General features: G+C 36.0%; 20 protein-coding genes. All 20 read right to left on the bottom strand.

What is annotated here, in order from left to right; translation table 11 throughout:
• Nucleotides 1-240: 240 nt before the first annotated feature.
• A complete protein-coding gene (locus tag C7954_RS02810) occupies nt 241-1,230 on the bottom strand; it encodes a KpsF/GutQ family sugar-phosphate isomerase (protein ID WP_073157471.1) in 990 nt (329 codons plus the stop codon).
• 16 nt (nt 1,231-1,246) lie between these two features.
• Nucleotides 1,247-2,092, bottom strand: a complete 846-nt coding sequence (gene kdsA, locus C7954_RS02805; RefSeq protein WP_089655824.1) for a 3-deoxy-8-phosphooctulonate synthase — start codon at nt 2,090-2,092, stop codon at nt 1,247-1,249.
• 43 nt (nt 2,093-2,135) lie between these two features.
• Entirely contained in the window at nt 2,136-2,888 is a 753-nt protein-coding gene (kdsB, locus tag C7954_RS02800) for a 3-deoxy-manno-octulosonate cytidylyltransferase (RefSeq protein WP_089720114.1), read from the bottom strand.
• A 17-nt stretch (nt 2,889-2,905) separates the two neighbouring features.
• Nucleotides 2,906-4,060 carry a tetraacyldisaccharide 4'-kinase gene (gene lpxK, locus C7954_RS02795; RefSeq protein ID WP_243734142.1) on the bottom strand — a complete coding sequence of 385 codons (1,155 nt, stop codon included), beginning with the start codon at nt 4,058-4,060 and terminating at the stop codon, nt 2,906-2,908.
• On the bottom strand, nt 4,047-4,694 hold the full coding sequence (locus C7954_RS02790; RefSeq protein ID WP_073157462.1) for a lysophospholipid acyltransferase family protein: 648 nt from the start codon (nt 4,692-4,694) through the stop codon (nt 4,047-4,049). Before C7954_RS02790 ends, lpxK begins: the two co-directional genes overlap by 14 nt.
• Nucleotides 4,695-4,797: 103 nt before the next feature.
• A complete protein-coding gene (locus C7954_RS02785) occupies nt 4,798-6,576 on the bottom strand; it encodes an ABC transporter ATP-binding protein (protein ID WP_073157459.1) in 1,779 nt (592 codons plus the stop codon).
• Complete coding sequence (locus tag C7954_RS02780; RefSeq protein ID WP_073157456.1) at nt 6,554-7,024, bottom strand: HutP family protein; 471 nt, start codon at nt 7,022-7,024, stop codon at nt 6,554-6,556. The genes C7954_RS02785 and C7954_RS02780 overlap by 23 nt, the downstream gene beginning before the upstream one ends.
• 97 nt (nt 7,025-7,121) lie before the next feature.
• Nucleotides 7,122-8,039, bottom strand: a complete 918-nt coding sequence (locus tag C7954_RS02775) for an ABC transporter substrate-binding protein (RefSeq protein WP_089716376.1) — start codon at nt 8,037-8,039, stop codon at nt 7,122-7,124.
• Between the two features lie 33 nt (nt 8,040-8,072).
• Complete coding sequence (gene nadE, locus C7954_RS02770; RefSeq protein ID WP_134058622.1) at nt 8,073-8,831, bottom strand: NAD(+) synthase; 759 nt, start codon at nt 8,829-8,831, stop codon at nt 8,073-8,075.
• Nucleotides 8,831-10,186: a protein kinase domain-containing protein gene (locus C7954_RS02765; protein WP_089655828.1), complete on the bottom strand. Its 1,356-nt coding sequence runs from the start codon at nt 10,184-10,186 to the stop codon at nt 8,831-8,833. The genes nadE and C7954_RS02765 overlap by 1 nt, the downstream gene beginning before the upstream one ends.
• Before the next feature lie 20 nt (nt 10,187-10,206).
• Entirely contained in the window at nt 10,207-11,625 is a 1,419-nt protein-coding gene (locus tag C7954_RS02760; RefSeq protein ID WP_089655829.1) for a glucose-6-phosphate isomerase, read from the bottom strand.
• Nucleotides 11,626-11,761: 136 nt separating this feature from the next.
• Entirely contained in the window at nt 11,762-12,640 is an 879-nt protein-coding gene (locus C7954_RS02755) for a hypothetical protein (protein ID WP_134058619.1), read from the bottom strand.
• Nucleotides 12,641-12,947: 307 nt separating this feature from the next.
• Nucleotides 12,948-14,525: an ABC transporter substrate-binding protein gene (locus C7954_RS02750; RefSeq protein ID WP_073157440.1), complete on the bottom strand. Its 1,578-nt coding sequence runs from the start codon at nt 14,523-14,525 to the stop codon at nt 12,948-12,950.
• Between the two features lie 17 nt (nt 14,526-14,542).
• Nucleotides 14,543-15,385 (bottom strand): ABC transporter permease, encoded by an 843-nt coding sequence (locus C7954_RS02745; RefSeq protein WP_073157438.1) that lies wholly within the window; start codon nt 15,383-15,385, stop codon nt 14,543-14,545.
• 12 nt (nt 15,386-15,397) lie between these two features.
• Complete coding sequence (locus C7954_RS02740; RefSeq protein ID WP_073157435.1) at nt 15,398-16,342, bottom strand: ABC transporter permease; 945 nt, start codon at nt 16,340-16,342, stop codon at nt 15,398-15,400.
• A 100-nt stretch (nt 16,343-16,442) separates the two neighbouring features.
• Nucleotides 16,443-17,366: a pseudouridine-5'-phosphate glycosidase gene (locus C7954_RS02735; RefSeq protein ID WP_073157432.1), complete on the bottom strand. Its 924-nt coding sequence runs from the start codon at nt 17,364-17,366 to the stop codon at nt 16,443-16,445.
• 20 nt (nt 17,367-17,386) lie between these two features.
• Nucleotides 17,387-18,538, bottom strand: coding sequence for a PfkB family carbohydrate kinase (locus C7954_RS02730; RefSeq protein WP_073157429.1), 1,152 nt, complete (start codon nt 18,536-18,538; stop codon nt 17,387-17,389).
• Between the two features lie 164 nt (nt 18,539-18,702).
• A complete protein-coding gene (locus C7954_RS02725; RefSeq protein ID WP_073157427.1) occupies nt 18,703-19,059 on the bottom strand; it encodes a class II SORL domain-containing protein in 357 nt (118 codons plus the stop codon).
• A gap of 90 nt (nt 19,060-19,149) precedes the next feature.
• Nucleotides 19,150-19,707, bottom strand: coding sequence for a rubrerythrin family protein (locus tag C7954_RS02720; protein WP_073157424.1), 558 nt, complete (start codon nt 19,705-19,707; stop codon nt 19,150-19,152).
• Between the two features lie 283 nt (nt 19,708-19,990).
• Nucleotides 19,991-21,796, bottom strand: coding sequence for a translational GTPase TypA (typA, locus tag C7954_RS02715; protein WP_089655834.1), 1,806 nt, complete (start codon nt 21,794-21,796; stop codon nt 19,991-19,993).
• Nucleotides 21,797-21,854: the final 58 nt, after the last annotated feature.

Raw genomic sequence — 21,854 nt, 5'->3', positions numbered from 1 at the left:
AGCTATTCGATATTTTTTAAAAAAAGTTGAAACAGTAGAAAAAATCTTCTTATCATTCTGGTAAATTTGTGGTATAATTTTCATAGCATGAACCTCCGTTATGGTTTTTTGTTTGTTGCTATTCAATTATACCAGAAACGGGGGTTTCATGCTATTTTTTTGCTAAATAATATTGAAATTTCAAGGTGCAAAAGCACTTTTACAAGTGCGAAGTTTGAGTTAACAAATTTATTAATAGCTCTAAAACACTTTGGCTCTCAGTAAATCCTGGAAATTAAGCATTGCAACCGGTTTATCGGATTCTACAACCGGTAAATCATTGATTTCTCTGGCTTCCATAATCTGCAGCGCCTCTGCTGCCAGTCTATCGGGAGCAATTGAGATTGGATCCACTGTCATATATTCTTTAACTGGTTGATCAATAAAATCAGCAGATTTTTCTAAAAGCCGGCGAATATCACCATCAGTGATAATCCCCTTTAGCTTTCCCTCCTGATCAACAATAGAGGTTGATCCCATTCTGCTTTTTGTCATCTTAAATAGAGCCTCTCTGACTGTAGTCTCAATATCTACAACCGGATTTTGCTCCCTAATCTTAATTACATCCTTCACCTTAGTTAAAAGCTTTCTACCTAAAGAACCACCAGGATGGTAAAGGGCAAAATCCTCAGGTGTAAAACCATAATAGGAGGAAAGAGCAATTGCCAGTGCATCTCCCAAAGCCATAGCTGCCGTAGTACTCGCTGTCGGCGCTAAATTATGAGGACAGGCCTCAGTAATTACATCTGCCTCCAAAATTAAATCTGCATGTTCAGCCAGAGTTGACCTGCTGCTTCCGGTTAAAGCAATTAAAGTAATGCCGATTCTCCTAAGAGATGGCAGTAAAGAAATAACTTCATCAGTTTCACCACTGTTGGAGACAGCAATTACAACATCTCCAGCCCTAATCATTCCTAAGTCTCCATGTAAGCCTTCTCCAGCGTGAACGAAAAAAGCAGAAGTCCCGGTGCTGGAAAAAGTTGCAGCCAGTTTTTTAGCTACTAAACCAGTTTTGCCAACTCCTGTAAATACAACCCTGCCTTTAGAATCAATAATCAGCTCCATTGCCTTTTGAAAACTTCCATCAAGCTCTTCTCTTAATTTTAAAACTGCATCAGCTTCTATCTGCAGAGCATTTTTTGCTTCAGCCAGACTTTTTTTTAATTTATCTTTTCTGCTGTTTTTTGTCATTTTAGTCACCTAACTATTAATAATTTATTTCATCACAATTTTTCATAGCCTCATCAATTGCCAGTCCCTGTTTTAAAATTCCTTCTAATTTTTCTAAAGGAATCATATTTGCTCCATCACTTTTAGCTGCAGCCGGATTATCATGAACTTCCATAAATAAAGAATCTATTCCTGCAGCCAGAGCAGCCCGCATCAGATAAGGTACATATTCTTTCTCACCATCTGAACTATCACCAGCACCACCCGGCAGCTGTACTGCATGAGTTGCATCAAAAACAACCGGGTAACCAGTTTTGCGCAGTCTAGGCAATGAGCGCATATCTACAACCAGATTATTATAGCCAAAAGAAACTCCTCTTTCAGTTAAAAGTATTCTCTCATTACCTGTACTTTCAATCTTTTCTACTACCTGATCGATATCCCAGGGAGCCAAAAATTGACCCTTTTTAACATTGATTATACTTCCGGTTTTACCGGCAGCGGTCAGCATATCTGTCTGCCTTGATAAAAAAGCAGGAATCTGCATAATATCTAAAATTTCTGCTGCAGCTGCAGCCTGCTCAGGCAGGTGAATATCCGAAATCACAGGTAGTCCAATTTCTTTTTTGACTCTCTCCAAAATTCTTAGACCCTCTTCTAAACCAGGTCCGCGATAGGAATCAATTGAAGAACGATTTGCTTTATCAAAAGAAGCTTTAAAAACATAGGGAATCCTCAGCTTATCTGTTATTTTTTTAATTCCTTCTGCAATTCTTAAAACACGGTCTTCCTCTTCAATTGCACAGGGACCTGCTAAAAGCACAAAAGGCTTTTTGGGATCTCCAAAAATTATATCATCATTTAATTTAACCTGTTTAATCATTATTTACCTCCATCTGCATATCACATTTGATCTTCCTACCAAATTATTCAACTCGTTTATTTATCCGTTTAAGCTCTTTTTCAACCAGCTCAATATCTTCCCGGCGGTCAACGCCAATTAATTTTGCCTCTGTTTCCAGCACTTTAATTTGATAACCATTCTGCAGTGCCCTTAGCTGCTCTAAAGACTCTGCTTTTTCTAAAGCTGTTTGATCCATTCCGGCATACTTTAAAAGAAAATCACGTCGGTAAACATAAAGACCTATATGCTGATAATACTGCTGAGCTTCGGCTCCAGTATCTCGATAGTAAGGAATGGGAGAGCGTGAAAAATATAGAGCATAGTCATTCTGATCGGAAACCACCTTAACCCGATCCGGACTTTTAGCTTCAGCAGCAGTTATTTTTCGTTTTAAGGTGCTCATCTGTAAATTTTTTTCACTGCTGAAAGGTTTTAGGGCTCTTTCAATACTTTGGGCATCAATCAGGGGTTCATCTCCCTGAACATTAACTATTAGCTCAGCCTCAATTTGAGCAGCAGCCTCTGCAATTCTATCGGTGCCGCTTTGATGCTGATCAGAGGTCATAATCACCTTGCCGGCTGCTGCTTCCACAGCCTTCTTTATTCTCCTGTCATCTGTAGCAACATAGACTTTATCTATTAATTCACATTTTTCTACTGCCTGATAAACCCTAACAATCATTGCCTGACCCCTGATCTCTGCCAGCGCTTTGCCGGGAAAACGAGTGGAGTCATAGCGGGCGGGAATAACAGCAGCAGTTTTAAGCCTGCCCATAAAAACACCTCAAATTCTTATTTTGCACTTCCATTTTTAATCTTAGATTTAATCAGATTTAATAGTTCTTCCTTTGCTTCAATCTTCAAAGAAATTTTAAGATAATAAAAAGGGAGATCTCCTATCATTTCTGCAAAATCAAACAGTTTGACCGCATCTTTTTCTGTAGTCAAAATCAGATCAGCCTGTGAGGCAGAATATTGATCAAGTAGAGTTAAAAGATCCTCTTTTTGATAGCTGTAGTGATCATTAAATATTTTATAGCTTACAACCTCAGCTCCTGCACTTTCAATACTTTTTTTGAAAGCTTCTGGACTACCGATACCAGAAAAGGCAAAAACTTTTTTCTCCTCTAAAAAGCTAAGTTCCTCTTCCTTCTGAGAAGCAACAGCAACACAGCTCTCTAAACTGGTTTCGGCCTTAAAAACACCGCTGTGAGAAGGACTAAGAGTTTTAAGCGAAGTCTCAAGCTCTTTAATCCGACTGAAATCTACATTTTCACTGCGGTTTAAAAGAAATATATCAGCTCTTTTTAAAGCAGTAAAAGGTTCTCTAAGCAAACCTGCTGGTAAAACTTTATTGTTAGAAAATGGCTTTTCGGCATCGATTAAAACTATATCTGCATTTCTTTTTAGCTGATAATGTTGAAAACCATCATCTAATAATATCAAATCTGCTCCCTGAACTTCTGCCAATTTTGTCCCTTGATACCTATTAGCTGAGCGGATAAAAATTAATTGATCATAATTGCGGGCCAGCATAAAAAGCTCATCTCCAGCCTCTGCTGCCTCAGCATAAAGTTCAGAATCAGCTTTAATTAAAAAGGGCTCTTCTACATCTTCGGCAGCCCCATAACCCCGACTGATAATAGCTATTTTATATTGAGATTTTAACTCCTCTGCTAAAAAGGCAGTAAACGGAGTCTTACCAGTTCCACCAGTTGTGATATTACCAATACTGATTACCGGTATATTTGCCTTTTTTTTCTTCAATATATTATTTTGATATAGGGTGGATCTGATTTTCGCAAGCTGAGCATAAAGCAGTGACAGCAAAAATAAGATACAGCGAATTACTGCTGCTGATATACCCTTTTCAGAACCATCTATAATTTTTTCTAAATAATTACGCAAACTATCCATATATTTAATACCACCATTATTTTTTGACAATCTCAGCAGCTCTTTTATTAACTTCTGCCATCTTTTCTTCTAAAATTTTCTGCTTTGCTTCCATTGTAAGTCCCTCTTCAAATTTGAAAGGTTCAGCAAAAACTAAAGCTGTTTTACTAAAGGGTAAGGGCAGTAAAAATTCATCCCAGCTGCTGAAATTTTTCTTCCAGCGGGCCTCAGTTCCTATCGGCACCAGATAAGAGCCTGCCTTTTCCTGCAGAAAAATAATGCCTGGTTTAACCTGATGCAGGGGACCGGTTGGTCCGTCAGGTGTTATCGCTGCACTTTCACCCTGTTTTAGCTTTCTATAAAGTTTGAGCAGTGAGCGGCTTGCTCCTCTGCTGCTGGAACCACGAACAGTACCCCAGCCTAATCTTTCTAAGACTTCAGAAATATAGCTGCCATCCCGGCTCAAACTTGCCAGTGCATAAATTTCTAAATCTTTCAGAAAATAGGAAGGAACCCAAAGTTTCCCGTGCCAGCAGGAAAAAACAAGTGATTCACTTGCCATCATTTCTTTAACTTTTTTCCAGCCCTCCACTTCCAATCTGTAAGAAAAATTGGCAGCTCGAAGCAAATAATAAGCTAAAGGAGGAATTAGCTTTTCTTCTATTTTTCTTTTTTTAGCTGACATAATTTATTCCTCCTTGATCTATTAATGTCCTGATATTATATATTTAAAACTTGATTGTTATTTTAAACCTTAAGAAAGATGATTTTTAAGCAAAAGATGATTTTTAAGCATTAGGATCTTCAATAAATTGACCTTTATATAAAGAAGCATATTTACCCTGTTTTTTTAACAGCTCCTGATGGCTGCCCATCTCCATAATTTCGCCCTGCTCGACTACGACAATTTTATCTGCATTTCTAATAGTAGAGAGCCGGTGAGCAATAATAAAAGTTGTTCTATTTTGCATTAAATGTTCCAGTGCTTCCTGAACTAAGGCTTCAGATTCTGAATCAAGTGAAGAAGTCGCTTCATCTAAGATTAATATCTTAGGATTTTTAAGGATTGCTCTGGCAATTGAAATTCTCTGTTTCTGGCCGCCAGAAAGTCCAACTCCACGCTCTCCAACCATTGTATCATAACCATCTGGAAAAGCCATAATAAAGTCATGGGCATTTGCAGCCTCAGCTGCAGCCTGAATCGCTTCTTGATCAGCTTCTAAATCACCATAGGCAATATTATCTCTTAAAGAACCACTGAATAAAATTGTTTCCTGAGGTACTATCCCGATAAAATCACGCAGGCTGTCAATTTTAACATCTTTAAGGTCATGACCATCCACCCTCATTCTACCTTCGATTGGATCAAAAAAGCGTGGAATTAAATCAACCATCGTTGTTTTCCCAGCTCCACTGTGACCGACCAGAGCAACTACCTCTCCTGGCTCAGCTTTTAAATTAATATTTTTTAAAACTACCTCATTTCTATTATAAGCAAAGGTTACATTATCATAAACAACTTCACCTTCTACATCAGTTAGTTCAATCTTATTTTCATCATCTTCCCTAAGTTCACTTTCAGTGTCCATTATCTCGAAAACTCTTTCAGCTGAAGCAAATAGCTGCTGCAGTCTTTTTGATAATTTAGTGATCGACCGTAAAGGCTCACTGATAGTTAAAAGCAGAGTAAAAAAGGCTATTAATTCTGAGGCTGACATTCGTCCCTGCATAACCTCATAACCACCATACCAGAGTATAGCCGTAAAAGAAATAGCAGCCAGAAACTCAACCAGTGGTGTTAAAATTGCTCCATACTGAGTTTTTTTCATTTTGGCTCTAAAATTAGCCTGATTTTCAGTGCTGAAACGCTCAAACTCATATTCCTCTCGTCCAAATGACTTAACCACTCTCACAGCAGAAAGTGTTTCCTGCAGTACATCTGAAACATCGGCAATCTTAATTTGAACTCTGCGGCTGACTTTTTTCAATTTATAATTAAATTTAACAATAACATAGGTGATAAAAGGTAAAATTATAATCAAAAAAATTGTCAGGCGGTAATTTAAATAAACAAGATAAACAATTCCTCCAATTAGAGTAAAAACCTTATCAATACTGCCGACAGTAGTATTGATCATCGAACTCTCTAAATTCTGAACATCATTAGTCACTCTTGATAAAATATCACCAGTCTTATTTTTACTATAAAAGCTTAAAGATAGATTGTGGAGATGTGAATAGAGGTCATCCCTCATGTCTTTAATTGATCTTTGAGAAACATAGGAAACCAGATAAGTTTTTCCATAATAAGCAACTCCCTTGAGGAAATAAACCAAAATCATCATTCCAGCAACTAAGGAAAGCTGGATCATTCCCTCACGTCCCATATCAATATCTGAGATAATTGTTTCTAATAGTCCCTGAAAAACTCTAACAAAAAAAATAGTTAAAAAGGCATGAACCAGCATCGAGATTACTCCCCCTGCCATCCTGCCTTTATATGGTAAAAGATATTTAAATACCCTTTTTAAAATTTCTATTTCATTATTTCCTTTTGCTGAGTCCATAATAATGAATCCCCATTCCTGAAATTTCGTGATCAACATCTAAACCAGGGATACCAAGCTTTCCATAAAGAGCAACTGCTAAATGCGGCTCCTTACTGACAATACCAATTTTAATTCCAGCACCGGAAATCCCTGATAATGGCTTATCAAAATCGATCATTGCTCTTTCCACACAGCGGGTTAAAATTCTTTGATCCTGAACAGATTCTGTGATTACATCCCCTTTGATTGCTGCCCCGAGACAGTTTCTTAAAACTTTATCCTTTAGTTTAGACCCTTTGCCTCCGGCTCTGGTAATTACTGCATTATATCCTTCATTTTTATAAGCATCAATTATTTTGCCGTCATACTCGTCATTAACCATTGACAGCAGTACAGCTACTTTTCCTATAGACTGTCCACCATCAATTTCCGTAAAATCATCAATTGTAAAATCTGATAAATTCATCAAATCACCTCTTAGTCTTATTTTCTTAGTTATTTTCTTTTAAAAAAGGTTTAAAAATGTCTTGACTTCGCCTACCACTATCTGCTATTCAACAAAACTAATTAATTTCCTTTTTTAGTTCCGGAAAAATAGCTCTGATTAACTCCTTATAACCTTCAATGATCCTTGGTGAAGGTCTATTTACTAAATCTTGATTAACTAAATAAACGCGGTCATTTTTAAAAGCTGAAATTTCTCTCAGGACTTTCTTCTGCCGCAGATCTTCTAAAGTTAATCCCTGAGGATTGCTGTGCTGGCTGCTGATATAAACTTCTGGATCAGCAGCAATTAGACTTTCTAAATTATAGGTGGGCCAGCTCCCCTGGGCTTCCCGCCCAATATTATAACCACCTGCAGCCTGAATTAAACTGTCAATAAAAGTTCCCTTACCTGCAGTGTATAACGGATCTGACCAGATTTCGTAAAAAACTCTTTTGCGCTCATTATTTTCAAGCTTTTTAGCAACTAATTTTTGCAAACGCAGATATTCCTTTTCCATCGCTGCAGTAATTTTTTGACCAGCACTTTCTGCAGCACTTAAATAAGCAATATCCTCAATCATATTTATTGTATCATTAATTGAGTCAGGTTTAAAACCAATATTTTTAATTCCCAGTTCAGTTAACCTTTCTAAACTTCTAATTCGACTGACAGATTCTGCAATAACAAGGTCCGGCTCCAGTGAAATTATCTTTTCCAGATTGGGTTCATCAATCCTTCCCACCTCTGTTTTAGCCAAAGCTTCCTCGGGATAATCGCAGACAGAACTAACAGCCACCAGCTTATCTTCAAGTCCAAGTTCGTAGATGATCTCTGTAATAGCAGGAGCCAGCGAAATAATTCTCTCCGGCTCGGCTTTAATTACTACCTCCCGTCCTAAATCATCTGTATATTTAATTGGATAATCAGCTGCTGCTGAAGAAATGCTGACTAAAAATATTGAAATTATTAAAATTGCTAAAATTAGCTTCTTCATTTAATTACACCTCTGCTTGAACAGTTTCAGAAATTATAAAAGTTTATCCCGGTTTGGAATTGGCACTGGTGCCACTTTATGGCTGTTTTTAGAAGCCAGTTTCTTTATCTTTGCTTCAACTTCTGGTTCAGCTTTACCACTTAAAATGTACTGGTCCAGCTCCTCATAGCTGAAACCCATCTCAGACTCATCTGTCTGGCCATCCCAGAGGCCAGCTGAAGGTTTTTTCTCTATAATTTCAGCAGGGATATCCAAAACTTGGGCCAGCTCTTTGACCTCATGTTTAACTAAAGAGCCAAGTGGAGCCAAGTCAATTCCTCCATCACCATGTTTGGTGAAATAACCTATTTTTAATTCACTCCAGTTGTCTGTTCCGATAACTAAATAATTTTTGATCTGGGCATAATAATATAAGGAAGTCATCCGCAGACGTGGTTTAATATTTGCTTCAGCAAGTTTACCATCTTTAATACCTGTTGACTTCAGCTCATCTAATAAATGATCATAAACATCACTTAAATCATTTTCAATTACCTGCATCTGAAATTCATTTGCGATTTTTAGTGCATCTTCCCGGTCACTGCTGCTGGAATGACAGGGCATAATAACTGTGAGCAGATTTTCACCAAAGGCCAGCTGGGATAATCTAGCAGTAACTGCAGAGTCAATTCCTCCGCTCAAACCAACCACTGCTCCCTCTAAACCGGCTGTTTCAACCCTCTCCTGCAGCCAGGAAACTAAATTATCTTTAATTTTTTCATAATCATGGTTTTTAAATAAATTTTTATCCATTATTTTTCCCTCCAAGGATATTTTCCGTCAATCATTGCTTTAAAATCACCTTTAATTGCTGTGATTCTCCAAATATCATCAATTTTTTCAACAAAAAGTTGATCTTCCAATGCAGCCGAATAAAGTTTTTCCCTATCTCTAAAATTAAATTCATAAAAAGCTTTGAAACTACGGCTGTTGGTTGAATGCGACACTTCTTCTATCCTTAAATTCTCCAGGCTGTAAACTTGATTTACCTCTTCCCCAAATTCAGGATTCCTGTAGGCCGTCTGCATTTTTTCAATTACATGACTTTCAGAAATTAGACGCTCCATCTGACCCAAATCAATGGCTGCTGCTTCTTTAGCCAGACCAATATTTTTCGCAGCAAGTGCCTCATAAAAATAATTGACTACTTCTGCAGGTGAATCCTCAGCTGTAATAACCGGAGCCGGCCCCGAACTTAAGCCCCAAAAAATAGAAGCAAATAAAATGACAAAGAAAAGCAGTGGTTTCCAGCTCTGTCGAAAAAAGAGCTTTATATTCTCCTTTTGCCTCTTTTTTTTAAGCACCTTATTTTCAATTAAATTCTCTCGTTTCAAAAAAGGAAGCAGTCTAAAACTAGCAGCAGATGCTGCACTTTCGAGCTGCTGCAGTACTGAATCCAAATTTGATCTCTCATTTTCATCACGGTCCAGCATTTCCATAAGCAGACTGTTCAACTGCTCACTGATTTCCGGTACTAAAAGCTTAGGCTCCAAAATATTTTCGGTCTGGATTTTATTTAAAACTTTTGCCTGATCATCGTCACCAAAAATTGTTTTCGAAGTTAAAAAATAATAAAAAACTGCAGCTAGATTGAAAATATAGGCCTTTTGATCCCAGGTCTGACCCGCTATTATTTCTGGCGGTTTAAAATATTCAGCAGCAGGTGCTTCAAAGTCAAAATTATTATAATTTTTTTGACTGCTGTGTATCTGCTCCGGCATCAAATAAATATTTTCCTGCTGATCAATATAAAAATTAGCTGCATTTATTCCTTTTGGAAAAAGCCTTTTTATCAAATCCAAATCTCTTAAAAGCTTTAAAATTTCGATCATTTCCTGCAGCAGTTTCTCTGAACTGATAGAATTCTGATTTAAGTATTCAACCAGTGGTTTTAAGCTGCTGCTGCCCTGATAAAGCAAAAAGTATTCCCCATTTTCGTTAATCACATCTTGATATGCAATAATTTTTGCTGGGAGATCTGCCGGCATATTTTTTACAGCAGCTCTTACTTTTTTAACTACATCTAACTGCACCCTTGACCGTGGTACAGTATCTTGAAAAAGTTTTACTTTATTTAAATTTTCATTATCTGCTTTTTCCCTACTCATAGCAATTCCCCCGGCATTAATTACAGAATTAAATCATCTTTATGCTTGGCAGAATTTTCATATTCATCTTTTTTCTCCTGGTAGCCATCACGACCAAAAATACCATAGGTATAATTTTTACCAAGTTCTACTCCCGGCTGATTAAAGGCATTAATATCTAATAGCTCACCTGTTACAGCTGTCTGGAATTCAAAGAAGTAGAATAACTGACCTAAGGTAAATTCATTTACTTCAGGTACTTTAAGAGTTTGATTCATTCTATTTCTTTTATTTAAAGCAAGCTCTGTTGCCCATTTTTCTGTATTAATCAATTCAGCAAAACTGTGGCCTCCTAAATAACCAAGACCTGCTAAATCTTTGTAAGCTCCTGGAATTTCTAATTCTTCTGCAAAATTTTCTACTTCCAGGAAGGTAATTATTTTATCAAAAGGACCTTCCATATACAGCTGTGCCTGTGAATGCTGGTCAGTTGCACCTAAGGCTTTAATTGGAGTTGGACCAACATTAACCTTATTGCCCTGGCGGTCAACTTCCTTACCTAATGATTCTGCCCATAACTGTCTGTACCAATCAGCTACATCACGCAGACGATCCGAATAAGGCATCATTACTGACATAACCTTACCTTTTTGATAAGCTAAATACTGAATTAAACCATTGACTAAGGCAGGGTTTTTCCAGAAATCATCCTGACGACAGATTTGATCCATATAAGCTGCACCATCAAGCAGTTTTTCAATATCTACTCCGGTCATAGCAGCTGATAAAAGTCCTACCGGTGTTAAAACTGAAAATCTTCCACCAACATTATCGGGAATGAAGAACTTCTTCATATTCTCTCTGGCTGCAATCTCAATGAGATAGCCTGAATCTTTACTTGTGGTAGCAATGAAGTGCTCACCCACATTTTCTTCTCCAACAGCATCAGCAACAAATTTGCGGGCCAGCAAAAACTGACTCATTGTCTCCGCTGTACTTCCTGATTTAGAAATTACATTGAAAAGAGTCTTTTTTGGATCCAGTTTCTCAAATAGTGCCTTAATTCCTTCTGGATCAACATTATCATTTACAAAAAGACGGGGATATCCATTACGCGCTTCTTCAAATAAATTATAGTGGGGATCATTTATTGCAGTCTGAACCGCAATATTTCCGAGTGCAGATCCTCCTATACCCAATACTACAAAATTGTCAAATTTGTCTTTTAACTCTTCGGCAGTTGCCTTAAGTTCTTTTACAATCTCTTCCTGATTGTAAGGTAACTCCATAAAACCCATCTTGCCATCTGTTTCAGCCTCAAGAATGTTCTGATGTGCTTTTAAAGCTTCCTCTTTTGCTTCTTCTAGCTCCTCCACAGTTAAACCATGCTCGTCACCAATCATTTCCGCAAAAACATTGTTAATATCCAGTTTTAATCTTAAATTATCTTTTTCAGACATCCTAATTCCTCCTTATATTCTTATATCGCTGCCTAAATTATTAATGCTATCACAAGTATATATTTTTCAGCACTATTTTGCAAGATTTATATGCATTTAAAAAACCCTACCTTTTACAGTAGGGTTAATATCTTGACTATTTTTTTGCATTTTGATTTGCGTTAGAATTAGGAGATTTATTTGATGATCCACCTTTGTTATTTCCCTTTCCTTTATTAGAGCTACCTTTTCCTTTATTATTATTTTTGGCAGAGTTTTGAGAAGCATTATTTTCCCCTCGGTTTTCCAAAGCATTCTCTGAAGCTGAGTTAGAATTTTTTTGTCTATTATTTATTCTTTCAGCCCTTGCCTCTTCTCTTGCCTCTTTTCTGTATTCTGCAGCTAATTGTTTTAATTGAGAAGTTTCAATCTCACCATTCTCTTCTATAATAGATGCTATCTCAGCCGCAAATGCTTCTGTTTTTTCACCTGAAATATCTTCACGACTTAGCTTTCTCAGTTCAAGTGCAGTTTGAAAACTTAACTGGCCATTATCAGTTTCATTTTGATAACTATTAATTAATTCTAAAGCCTTTTCTTCTTCAACACCATTATTTAAACTTTGCTCTAAATTATTTAATATTACAAAGCCCTGTCCTAAATCAATTTCTTCGTCCATAATTTTATTTGTAACTGAAGTCATTGTTTCAATACTTAAACTTTCTTCATACGATGTTAATTTTCTTTCTAAAGTGACTTTTTCAATATTATTTAAATCTTCACTTTCATCAATAGCTGTTAACAATTCCTCAAGGTTTTCATAACTAACTTCATATTCCTCTTCAGTATCTCCCTCATCAGCAGCTTCTTCCTCTTCATTTGCTGCAGTTTCTTCCATACTACTTGCAGCCGCCTGCGTTTCTTCTACAGCCGTTTCTTGATTTTCTTCTGTGCTGTCTTGAGCCAAAGTTAAAGCAGAACCAAATGCAAAAAGAATCATCAATACTACCAAAATTAAAGTTATTTTTTTCTTCATTTTTTGACCTCCTCATTAAAGTTTTTCTAACTATCTTCATTATAGTACAGGTACAGCAGCAAAACAAATCATCTGGCAAAAGAATTGTGTTTTCTTCATAAATTTCATTTTTTTACGATATAGTTTTATGAGCTTTGCTCGTGGGATGGACGTATATGCAGCGTAAACCACCCGATTTATATCGTTTTATGTAAAAAAAGCAGCAGTTAAGAGGTCTTTTCTTTCTCAAAACTGCTGCTTTTACTATTTTTTTAACAAAAAACGATAGGTTCACGTTACATGTAATTTTTTGTAATTTTTATTCTAACTATTCCAGATAGGTGTTCCAGAAGAAAGGCTGCCAGCCTGCCTGGAAGTTTTTAAGTTCTGTTCTCCTAATATGCAGGCGGCTGTAATCTAAAATGTTAAAGTAAGGAACAGAATCCCAGAGTTCAGCCTGCATTCTTTCTACAATTTTATATCTCTGCTCATAATCAACCTCTCTCAGCATTTCTGCAAAAATTTGATCCATCTGTCGGGAATCTTTACTATCCCAGTTTGTAATCCATTTATTAGTACCTGTCCATCCCTGGTGTATCTGAGGATCAGGAACTACTTTTATAAATGGAGAAAGATGCATATGCCAACCTTCTTTTTTAGCTCTTCTTTCAACAACAGTTGGACGATCAAATAGCTGCAGTTCAACATCTATTCCTATTTTCTCCAGCTGATCCTGAATTGCAATTGCTCCCTGCCTTTCCATTTGATTATCCTGGCCACTTAAAATAACAAGTGGCTGACCATCATAACCAGCCCGCTCAAGCAGTTGTTTTGCCTTTTCTGGATCATAAACTCCGTAAATACCTGAGCCTGCATCAGACACATGCCAGGGATTTCCTTTTTCGTGCAGGGCAGATTCCAGACGCCAGAACTGAGGATCACCAATCATTGCATAACCCAGCTCTTCAAAATCTAAAGCATAAGCTATTGCCTGTCGTGCATACTTATTATCAAATGGAGCTTCCGCATTATTAAAAATCAACATTGACATTCGATCAGGATAAATAATTACATTTTTAATATTTTGATCCATTTTAAAAATCTGATATTGATCTCTCGGTACCTCTTCAGCAAAATGGAATTGTCCGGTCTGTACCCCAGAAACTCTAACCTGAGCATCAGGGATAAAGTTGAAAACAATTTTATTTAAATATGGAATTCTCTCACCGGCAAAAAACGAACCTTCACGGGGGCTAGGAGTATAATCTTCAAAACGAGTTAAAACCAATTTTTGATCCGGCACCCATTCTTCATATTTATAGGGTCCGGTACCTACATGACGGTCAATAACATCAGTGCCAAATTCGTCGATAACTTCCTCTGCTCTGACTACAAACTTTTGATTGGAAACCGGTGAGGCCAGAATATTTAAAAATGGAGCATATACTTCTTCAAATTTAAAACGAATATTGTACTGATCAAGTTTTTCAATCTCATCAAAGTGGGGGGCCACCAGCTGCCCACCATTATTAATTTCTAACCATCTTCTAAAAGAGGCTACAACATCATCAGCATCCATCAGCTCTCCATTATGCATTCTTACATCTTCTCTTAATTTAACATCATAAACTAGTCCATTTTCTTTTATCTCATAGCTTGCTGCCAAATGTGGAGTTAAATTAAGATTTTCATCAAACTCAAATAGGCCTTCATAGACATGATTCATCATCGCTGAAATCATAGAATCAGTTGAATTATCTGTATCCAGGTGGGCAACCGACATCTGAAAAGCCGTATTAAGTGTACCGCCAAATCGGTCTTCTTCCTGGGCCAGCACTGTTGAGCTAATCAGCAGAGAAAAAACTATTAATAAAACAATTAAACTAAGTCTTAGTTTTTTTTTCATTTTTTAAACACCTCTTTTTATTTTTTTAAAGTATTTTTTAAATGTGGATCTAATAAATCTCGCATACCATCTCCCAGCAAATTAAGTGATAGAACTGATAAAATGATCATCATACCTGGAGCCAATATCATCCAGGGTGCAACTACCATGTATGTCCTGGCATCTGTTACCATGGCTCCCAAACTTGGCGCAGGTGGCATGATACCAACCCCCAAAAAGCTAAGTGCCGCCTCATCCAAAATAGCTAAAGCAAAATTAAAGGTTGCCTGAACCATAATAGGAGATGCCGAATTTTTAAGAATGTATTTAAAGATAATTCTTAGATCATTAGCACCTGCTGCTCGTGCAGAATCAACATAATCTAAGTCTTTAATTGAAATTACCGCACTACGAATAATTCTAGCCATCTTAGGAAAATAGGCAAAAGATAGAGCAAGAATAATATTCAGCTTGCCGGCTCCCCAGATAGCTGCCAGTGAAATCGCAATAATAATACCGGGAAAAGCCATCATTGCATCTAAAACTCGCATAATTATCTTATCAATCTGAGGATAATAGCCAGCAACTATGCCGACTACCCCGCCAAAGATAACAGTTAAAATAACTACAGAAATACCAACTTCAATTGAGGTCCGGAGGCCATAAAGAATTCGGGTGAAAATATCTCTTCCATATTGGTCTGTTCCTAAAAGATGTTCTTTAGAAGGTGGCTGTAATCTATTTCTGGCATTATTTCTGACAGGATTATAATCTGTCAGTAGAGGAGCAAAAAGGCTTAAAGAAATCAGTATTATTAAAATTATAATTGAAGTTGTTATATATGAATGTTCATATTTTTTATATTTCTTTAAAAATAGCAATTTATTACCCCTTTATTGATAACGAATTTTTGGGTTTAAAAATGCATAACTTAAATCTACTAATAAATTTAAAACTACATAAATCAAGGCTACAAAAATTATAGAAGCCTGGATAACAGGAATATCCCGCCGCATGATTGCATTGATTGCCATAAAACCAGTGCCTGGAATCACAAATATTGTTTCCACTATCCAGGTACCTCCCAGCAGTACTGCAAAGTTATGACCAATTACAGTAATTATCGGCAGCATTGAATTTTTCAAAGCATGTTTAAAGACTATCGAATAAGTTGAAAGCCCCTTGCTTTTTGCTGTTCTAATATAATCATGTTTTAAAGTATCCAGCATTGCACTTCTAGTCATACGAGCAATTAAGCCGGCCTGCATAAAAGCAAGCGTAACAGCTGGTAAAACTATATATTTAAAAGTGCCCAAACCGGCTTCAGCAAAAGGCTCATAGCCGCTAACTGGAAACCAACCCAGCCTAACTGAAAAAATATACATCAAGATTAGAGCCAGCCAAAAACTTGGAATAGAGATCCCAAATAGCGAAATTGTAATTGAAAACTGGTCTAAAAATTTTCTATGTTTAACCGCAGCCAGAATACCCAAAAGCAAACCAGCAGTAATGCCAAATACTTCGGCAAAAACTGCAATTAAAAATGTAGGTCTAATTCTTTCTGCTAAAACTTGAGAAACCGGTGCATTTAAATAAAGTGAGTCGCCAAAATTACCTCTAACTATATTAGCAAGCCATTTAAAAAATCTTACAATCAATGGCTGATCAAGACCTAAACTTGCTTTAACCCTGACAATTTCTGCCTCTGCAGCCATGTTCCCCAGTATAACACGCACTGGATCTCCAGGCATTAAATTTGTGATAAAAAAAGCAATTAAAGCTACAATAAATAAAATAGGAATTAAAAGTAATATTCTCTTTATAATATAGTTCCGCATTTTTTCACTTCCTGATTCTAACATCTCTGTATCTTTTAATTAATATTACCACAATAATATAAGTATATCAATCAAGAATAATTATTGATAGTTAATTTATTTAATTTTTAGCTGCAAAGGCTTTGGCTATTTTAGCCCCTACTACAGCGTTATTTTTAACTAAAGCAATATTGGTTTCCAAACTTTTACCAGCTGTTATTTCTTTAATTCTGTCAAGTAAAAAAGGAGTTAATTCTTTACCAGAAATTCCCTGTGATTCTGCCTCAGTTAAAGCCTGCTCAATTTTTTCATTGATTACTGAGTACTCGATCTCATCAGCTTCTGGTACTGGGTTAGCAATTAAGACTCCACCTTCTAAACCAAGTTCCCATTTTGCCTGCAGAATATCAGCTGTGTGCTCAGGATTTTCTAATTTGTAATCAACATTAAAGCCACTGTGGCGGCTGTAAAATGCTGGCAGTTCTTCAGTTTGATAGCCGAGTACCGGCACCCCAAAACTTTCTAGTTTTTCTAAGGTTAAACCTAAATCTAGTATTGATTTAGCTCCTGCAGCAATAACTGCTACTGAAGTTTTCTTTAGTTCTTCTAAATCGGCTGAAACGTCAAAACTTGTTTCAGCACCTCTGTGAACTCCTCCAACTCCACCGGTAACAAAGATCTTAATTCCAGCTAAATCTGCTGCAATCATAGTCCCAGCTACTGTTGTTGCTCCATGCTTCTTTTCTGCTAATACTACTGGTAAATCGCGTCGGCTGACTTTAACTATTTCGTCGGATTCACCTAAAAATTCAACTTCTTTTTTTGTTAATCCAACTTTTATCTTACCATCAATAATTCCAATTGTTGCCGGTACTGCTCCATTTGCTCTAATAATATCTTCAATTTCTAAAGCTGTTTCAATATTCTGGGGGTAAGGCATTCCATGAGCAATAATTGTTGATTCCAATGCCACAACAGGTTTTCCAGATTCCAGTGCTTCTTTTACCTCAGCTTTGATTTCTAAATATTTCTCTAAGTATTTCATTTTACTACCTCCATAATTTTTTATACTAATTTACTCAAATCAGGACTACAGGTCAGTTCAGATTTTACCGTCAGTGCTGAAGCCTTAATTCCTAATTTTATTGCCTCGTTGATAGACATTTCATTCATAATTCCGGCTGCAAATCCTGCTGTTAATGCATCACCTGCACCGGTTGTTTCTACTATTTCATTACTGCTGACTTTTACAGCCTCAAAATGCCTTAATTCCGTTTCACCTTCAGACTGGCTCAAATAATAGACTCCATTTTGACCGGCACTAATAATCATCTCCGGCAGCTCTTTGTTCCGAGAATATTCTCTTTTTAAACGCTCAAGTCTTGCTTCTAGATCCATTTTTTGAGCAGATTCCGAATCTTCCATTTTAACTATATTAACTATATCAAGTATAACTTCAGCTTCATCAAGATTAGCTCTTAAATAATCCAATTCAGTTAATTTACCTTTTAATTTCAAAGACTTTTCAACTGAAACTGCATCAGTTATTTTTATCATTTTTTTGTCTTTTACTAATTCTAATAAAAAAGAAATTATATTTTCTTCTAAATTCGTGTCAAAAATAAGCATTGAGGACGTTTCAATGATTTTTCGCTTATTATTTAAATAATTACTGTCGATTTCTTTTAAAATTCTCATATCGTTTACTGCACCAATCAAATCACCATTTTGATCCATATGTGCCAGATAAACTCCAGTTTTATAATCTTGAGCCGGTGTAGTCTTAAAATGAGAAATATCCACTCCTACAGCTTCTGTTTCTACTTTTAATTGATCACCAAAATGATCACTGCTTACTGCTGTTAGGAGTACAACTTCCTGCTCTAAAAGCGCAAGATCTTCTGCAATGTTGCGTCCTACTCCTCCAGAACTTTCTTTGATCCAGCCAGGACTGGAACTTCCTTTTATATAGTTAGGGCTATAACCTTTGATATCTAGATTAGCTCCTCCAACGATTACAACTTTTTGTTCAGGGGCTGTGATATAACCGCGGCCTAAAAGGTAGCCTTTGGTGCTTAAATGATGGATATATGTACCTACCGCTGATTCTGAAATTTTAAGTTTGTTTGCAATTTCTTCTCTACTAATTGTTGCATCTTTTTTGATCAGAGCCAGCACTTCTTTTTCTCTTTCAGTTAATTTTTCTATTGTCAGCACCTCCTTTTTTAAATTTTTATTTATATTTATAAATTATTGTTTAAATAAAGTATAGCATATTTATTTAGATTTGTAAATAATTATTTAGATATTTTAAGTCATCAAAAAAAAACCGCCCACAAAGGGCGGCAGTTAAGTACTTATTTGAATTTTATCAGTAATTATTATTCTACAACTTTAATTTCTTTTCTACCTTCCCAGTGACCATGAAGGTTACAGAATGCATATACATTTAAATCACATGATTCTTCTAATTTAAGATTTAATGTAGCTTCTGCTTTCATATCAGGAGTAAATTCTACTCTAGCTAGACTTGCATAATTAGCATATAGATCAAAATACTGAATATAATGATCTGGACCCATTGGATGAGTGATTTCCTTACCAAAAGTAACTTTGACTTCAAAGTATTCACCTTTTTTAACTTCATCAGGACATTGGATATAAGGAACATGCTTCTTCTCTAAGGCTGTCTTGTCTTCACCAGTGTTTTCTAACTTCTTAAGATCATAATAACCCATTTTAAAATTCCTCCTTATAGATTTTAGTTGATTATTAAATACCTAAATTAATATTAATATTAATTTAGAAAATTTGATTTCATTATATAATTACTTAGTAAACTTACGGAAAGCTGAACTAGGTTCTCCACAAACAGGACATTTTTCTGGTAAACCATCTACAACTGTATGGCCACAAACTTCACAAATGCTGACATATTCTAATTCTATATCTTCACCATTATCAACATGTTCTTTAGCATCTCGGTAAAGTTTAGCATGGATCTGCTCAGCTTCTAAGGCATAGTGGAATGAACGCACTGCATCTGATTCCCCTTGCTCTTTAGCAACAATACTGTATGTAGGATACATCTGCTCAACTTCACCTTCTTCACCTTCAATAGCGCCAACAAGGTTTTCTGAAGTTGTACCTAACCCAAATTCGCCACCACCAGCAACTAAAAAGCCTCCTTCAACATTTTCATGAGCTGCAAAATGATTGCCTGCATGAACTTCTTCAGCATAAGCAATAGCATCAAATAAAAGTGCTACATTTTCGAATCCTTCTTCTGCTGCTTTCTGGCCCCAAATCTTATAACGCTGATAAGCCATACTTTCGCCAGCATAAGCAGAACGTAAATTTTGAGCTGTCATATCATTATTAACCATCTTTTAACTACCTCCATTTATTAATAATTATTATTAATAGTATAACATCTTAAATAATGTTCTGTCAAGAATACATATTTTTAGATTTCAGTAAAATATAATACTTACTAATTATATTAATTCTATTTATAAAATGATTTTCCTGCTTTTTTTATTAAATATAGTTAATTTTTAACTTAATTTTAATATTTTATTTGTTATTTTCTTATAATTCGCTAAATTTCAACAAAAAATCCGACCAAGTTTGACCTCAGTCGGATAAAATACTAATTAATATTTATTTCTATTTGCTGTTTCTAATTCTCATTTTTTCATTTAATATTTTTTTACGCAAACGAATTGCCTCAGGTGTAATCTCTACCAGTTCATCATCTTCTATAAATTCTAAAGCCTGTTCCAGAGTGAATTTCTTAGCTGGTGCTAGATTAATAGAATCGTCAGAACCAGAAGCTCTTACATTTGTCAGCTTCTTATTTTTACAGGCGTTTACAGTCAGGTCATTCTCACGGCTGTGCAGGCCAATAATCATACCTTCATATACCTTAGTTCCTGGTTCAATGAACATTTCTCCTCTATCTTCTAAATTAGAAAGCGCATATCCCATAGCAGTTCCCTGCTGATTAGATATTAATACACCATTTTTTCGTTTTGGAACCTCACCTTTAAATGGTTCATATTTTTCAAAAGATCGAATCAGAGTACCTTCACCACTGGTATCATTGATAAACTCACTTCTGAAACCAATTAAACCTCTAGTCGGTACCAAATATTCCAAATGTAAATAATCACCTTCAGGCATCATAGAATGCATGATTCCTTTACGCTGATTTAATTTATTAATTACAGTACCAGAATATTTTTCCGGCAGCTCAACCATTACTTTTTCAATTGGTTCATGTTTTTTACCATCAATTTCTTTCATTAAAACCTCAGGCTTGGAAACAGAAATTTCATAACCTTCACGGCGCATATTTTCTAATAAGATTGAAAGATGCAGCTCACCTCGGCCGGATACTTTAAAGGCTTCTGTGTTTTCAGCTTTCTCAACCCGCAGGCCAACATTAACTTCTAATTCTCTTTCCAGTCGAGCTTTAAGATGGCGGGTAGTTAAATATTCACCTTCCAGACCAGCAAAAGGAGAATCATTTACTAGAAAATACATAGCCAGCGTTGGCTCAGCTATTTCTATCATCGGCAGTGGATCAACTTTACCTACTTCACAAACTGTTTCTCCGATTGAAATATCTGGGATGCCAGCAATTGATACAATTTCTCCACTGTGAGTTTCCTCAACTGCATTCTGTTTTAAACCCTCATAAACAGATAACTTAGTTATTTTTCCCTTTTTAGTTGAGCCATCACGCTTATAGACTTCAACCTGCTGACCATCTTCAAGTGTTCCTTTATAAACACGGCCAATACCAATTCTCCCGAGATAATCATCATAAGCCAGATCATAAATCTGCATCTGCAGTGGCTCATCGTCTAAATCAGGATAGCTTTCAACACTATCAATAATTGTTTCAAAAAGTGGATCTAAATTTTCACTTTCATGATCTAACTCAAAAAATGCCTTTCCTTCCACTGCAATACCATAAATTACAGGAAATTCTAGCTGATCATCATCTGCAGAAAGCTCAATAAAAAGATCAATAATTTCATCATGAACCTCTTCTGCCCGCTGATTGTTTTTATCTATTTTATTAATAAAGACAATTGGTTTAATTCCCTTTTCTAAAGATTTCTTCAAGACAAATCTAGTCTGCGGCATTGGACCTTCGGAAGCATCAACAATTAAAATTGCAGAGTCTACTGCTTTAATAACGCGCTCTACTTCTGAAGAAAAGTCAGCATGACCTGGAGTGTCAACAATATTAATTTTTACACCTTTATGCTCAATAGCACAGTTTTTAGAATAAATTGTAATTCCCCGTTCACGCTCAAGATCATTACTGTCCATTATACAATCTACAACTTCTTCGTTTTCTCTAAAAACTCCACTCTGACTTAAAAAAGCATCAACAAGGGTTGACTTACCGGCATCAACATGAGCAATAACTGCCAGATTTATTATTTCTCTTTTATCCACATTAAAAACCCTTTCTCTTATAAAGTTAAATTTAACTTCCTTATTTTATATCTTTTCC

Origin of the sequence: Halanaerobium congolense, assembly GCF_004366375.1 — a bacterium.
In the GTDB taxonomy this organism is placed as follows: Bacteria; Bacillota; Halanaerobiia; order Halanaerobiales; family Halanaerobiaceae; genus Halanaerobium; species Halanaerobium congolense.
Note: the sequence above shows the minus strand (reverse complement) of the source record. Positions and strands in the feature narration are given on the sequence as shown.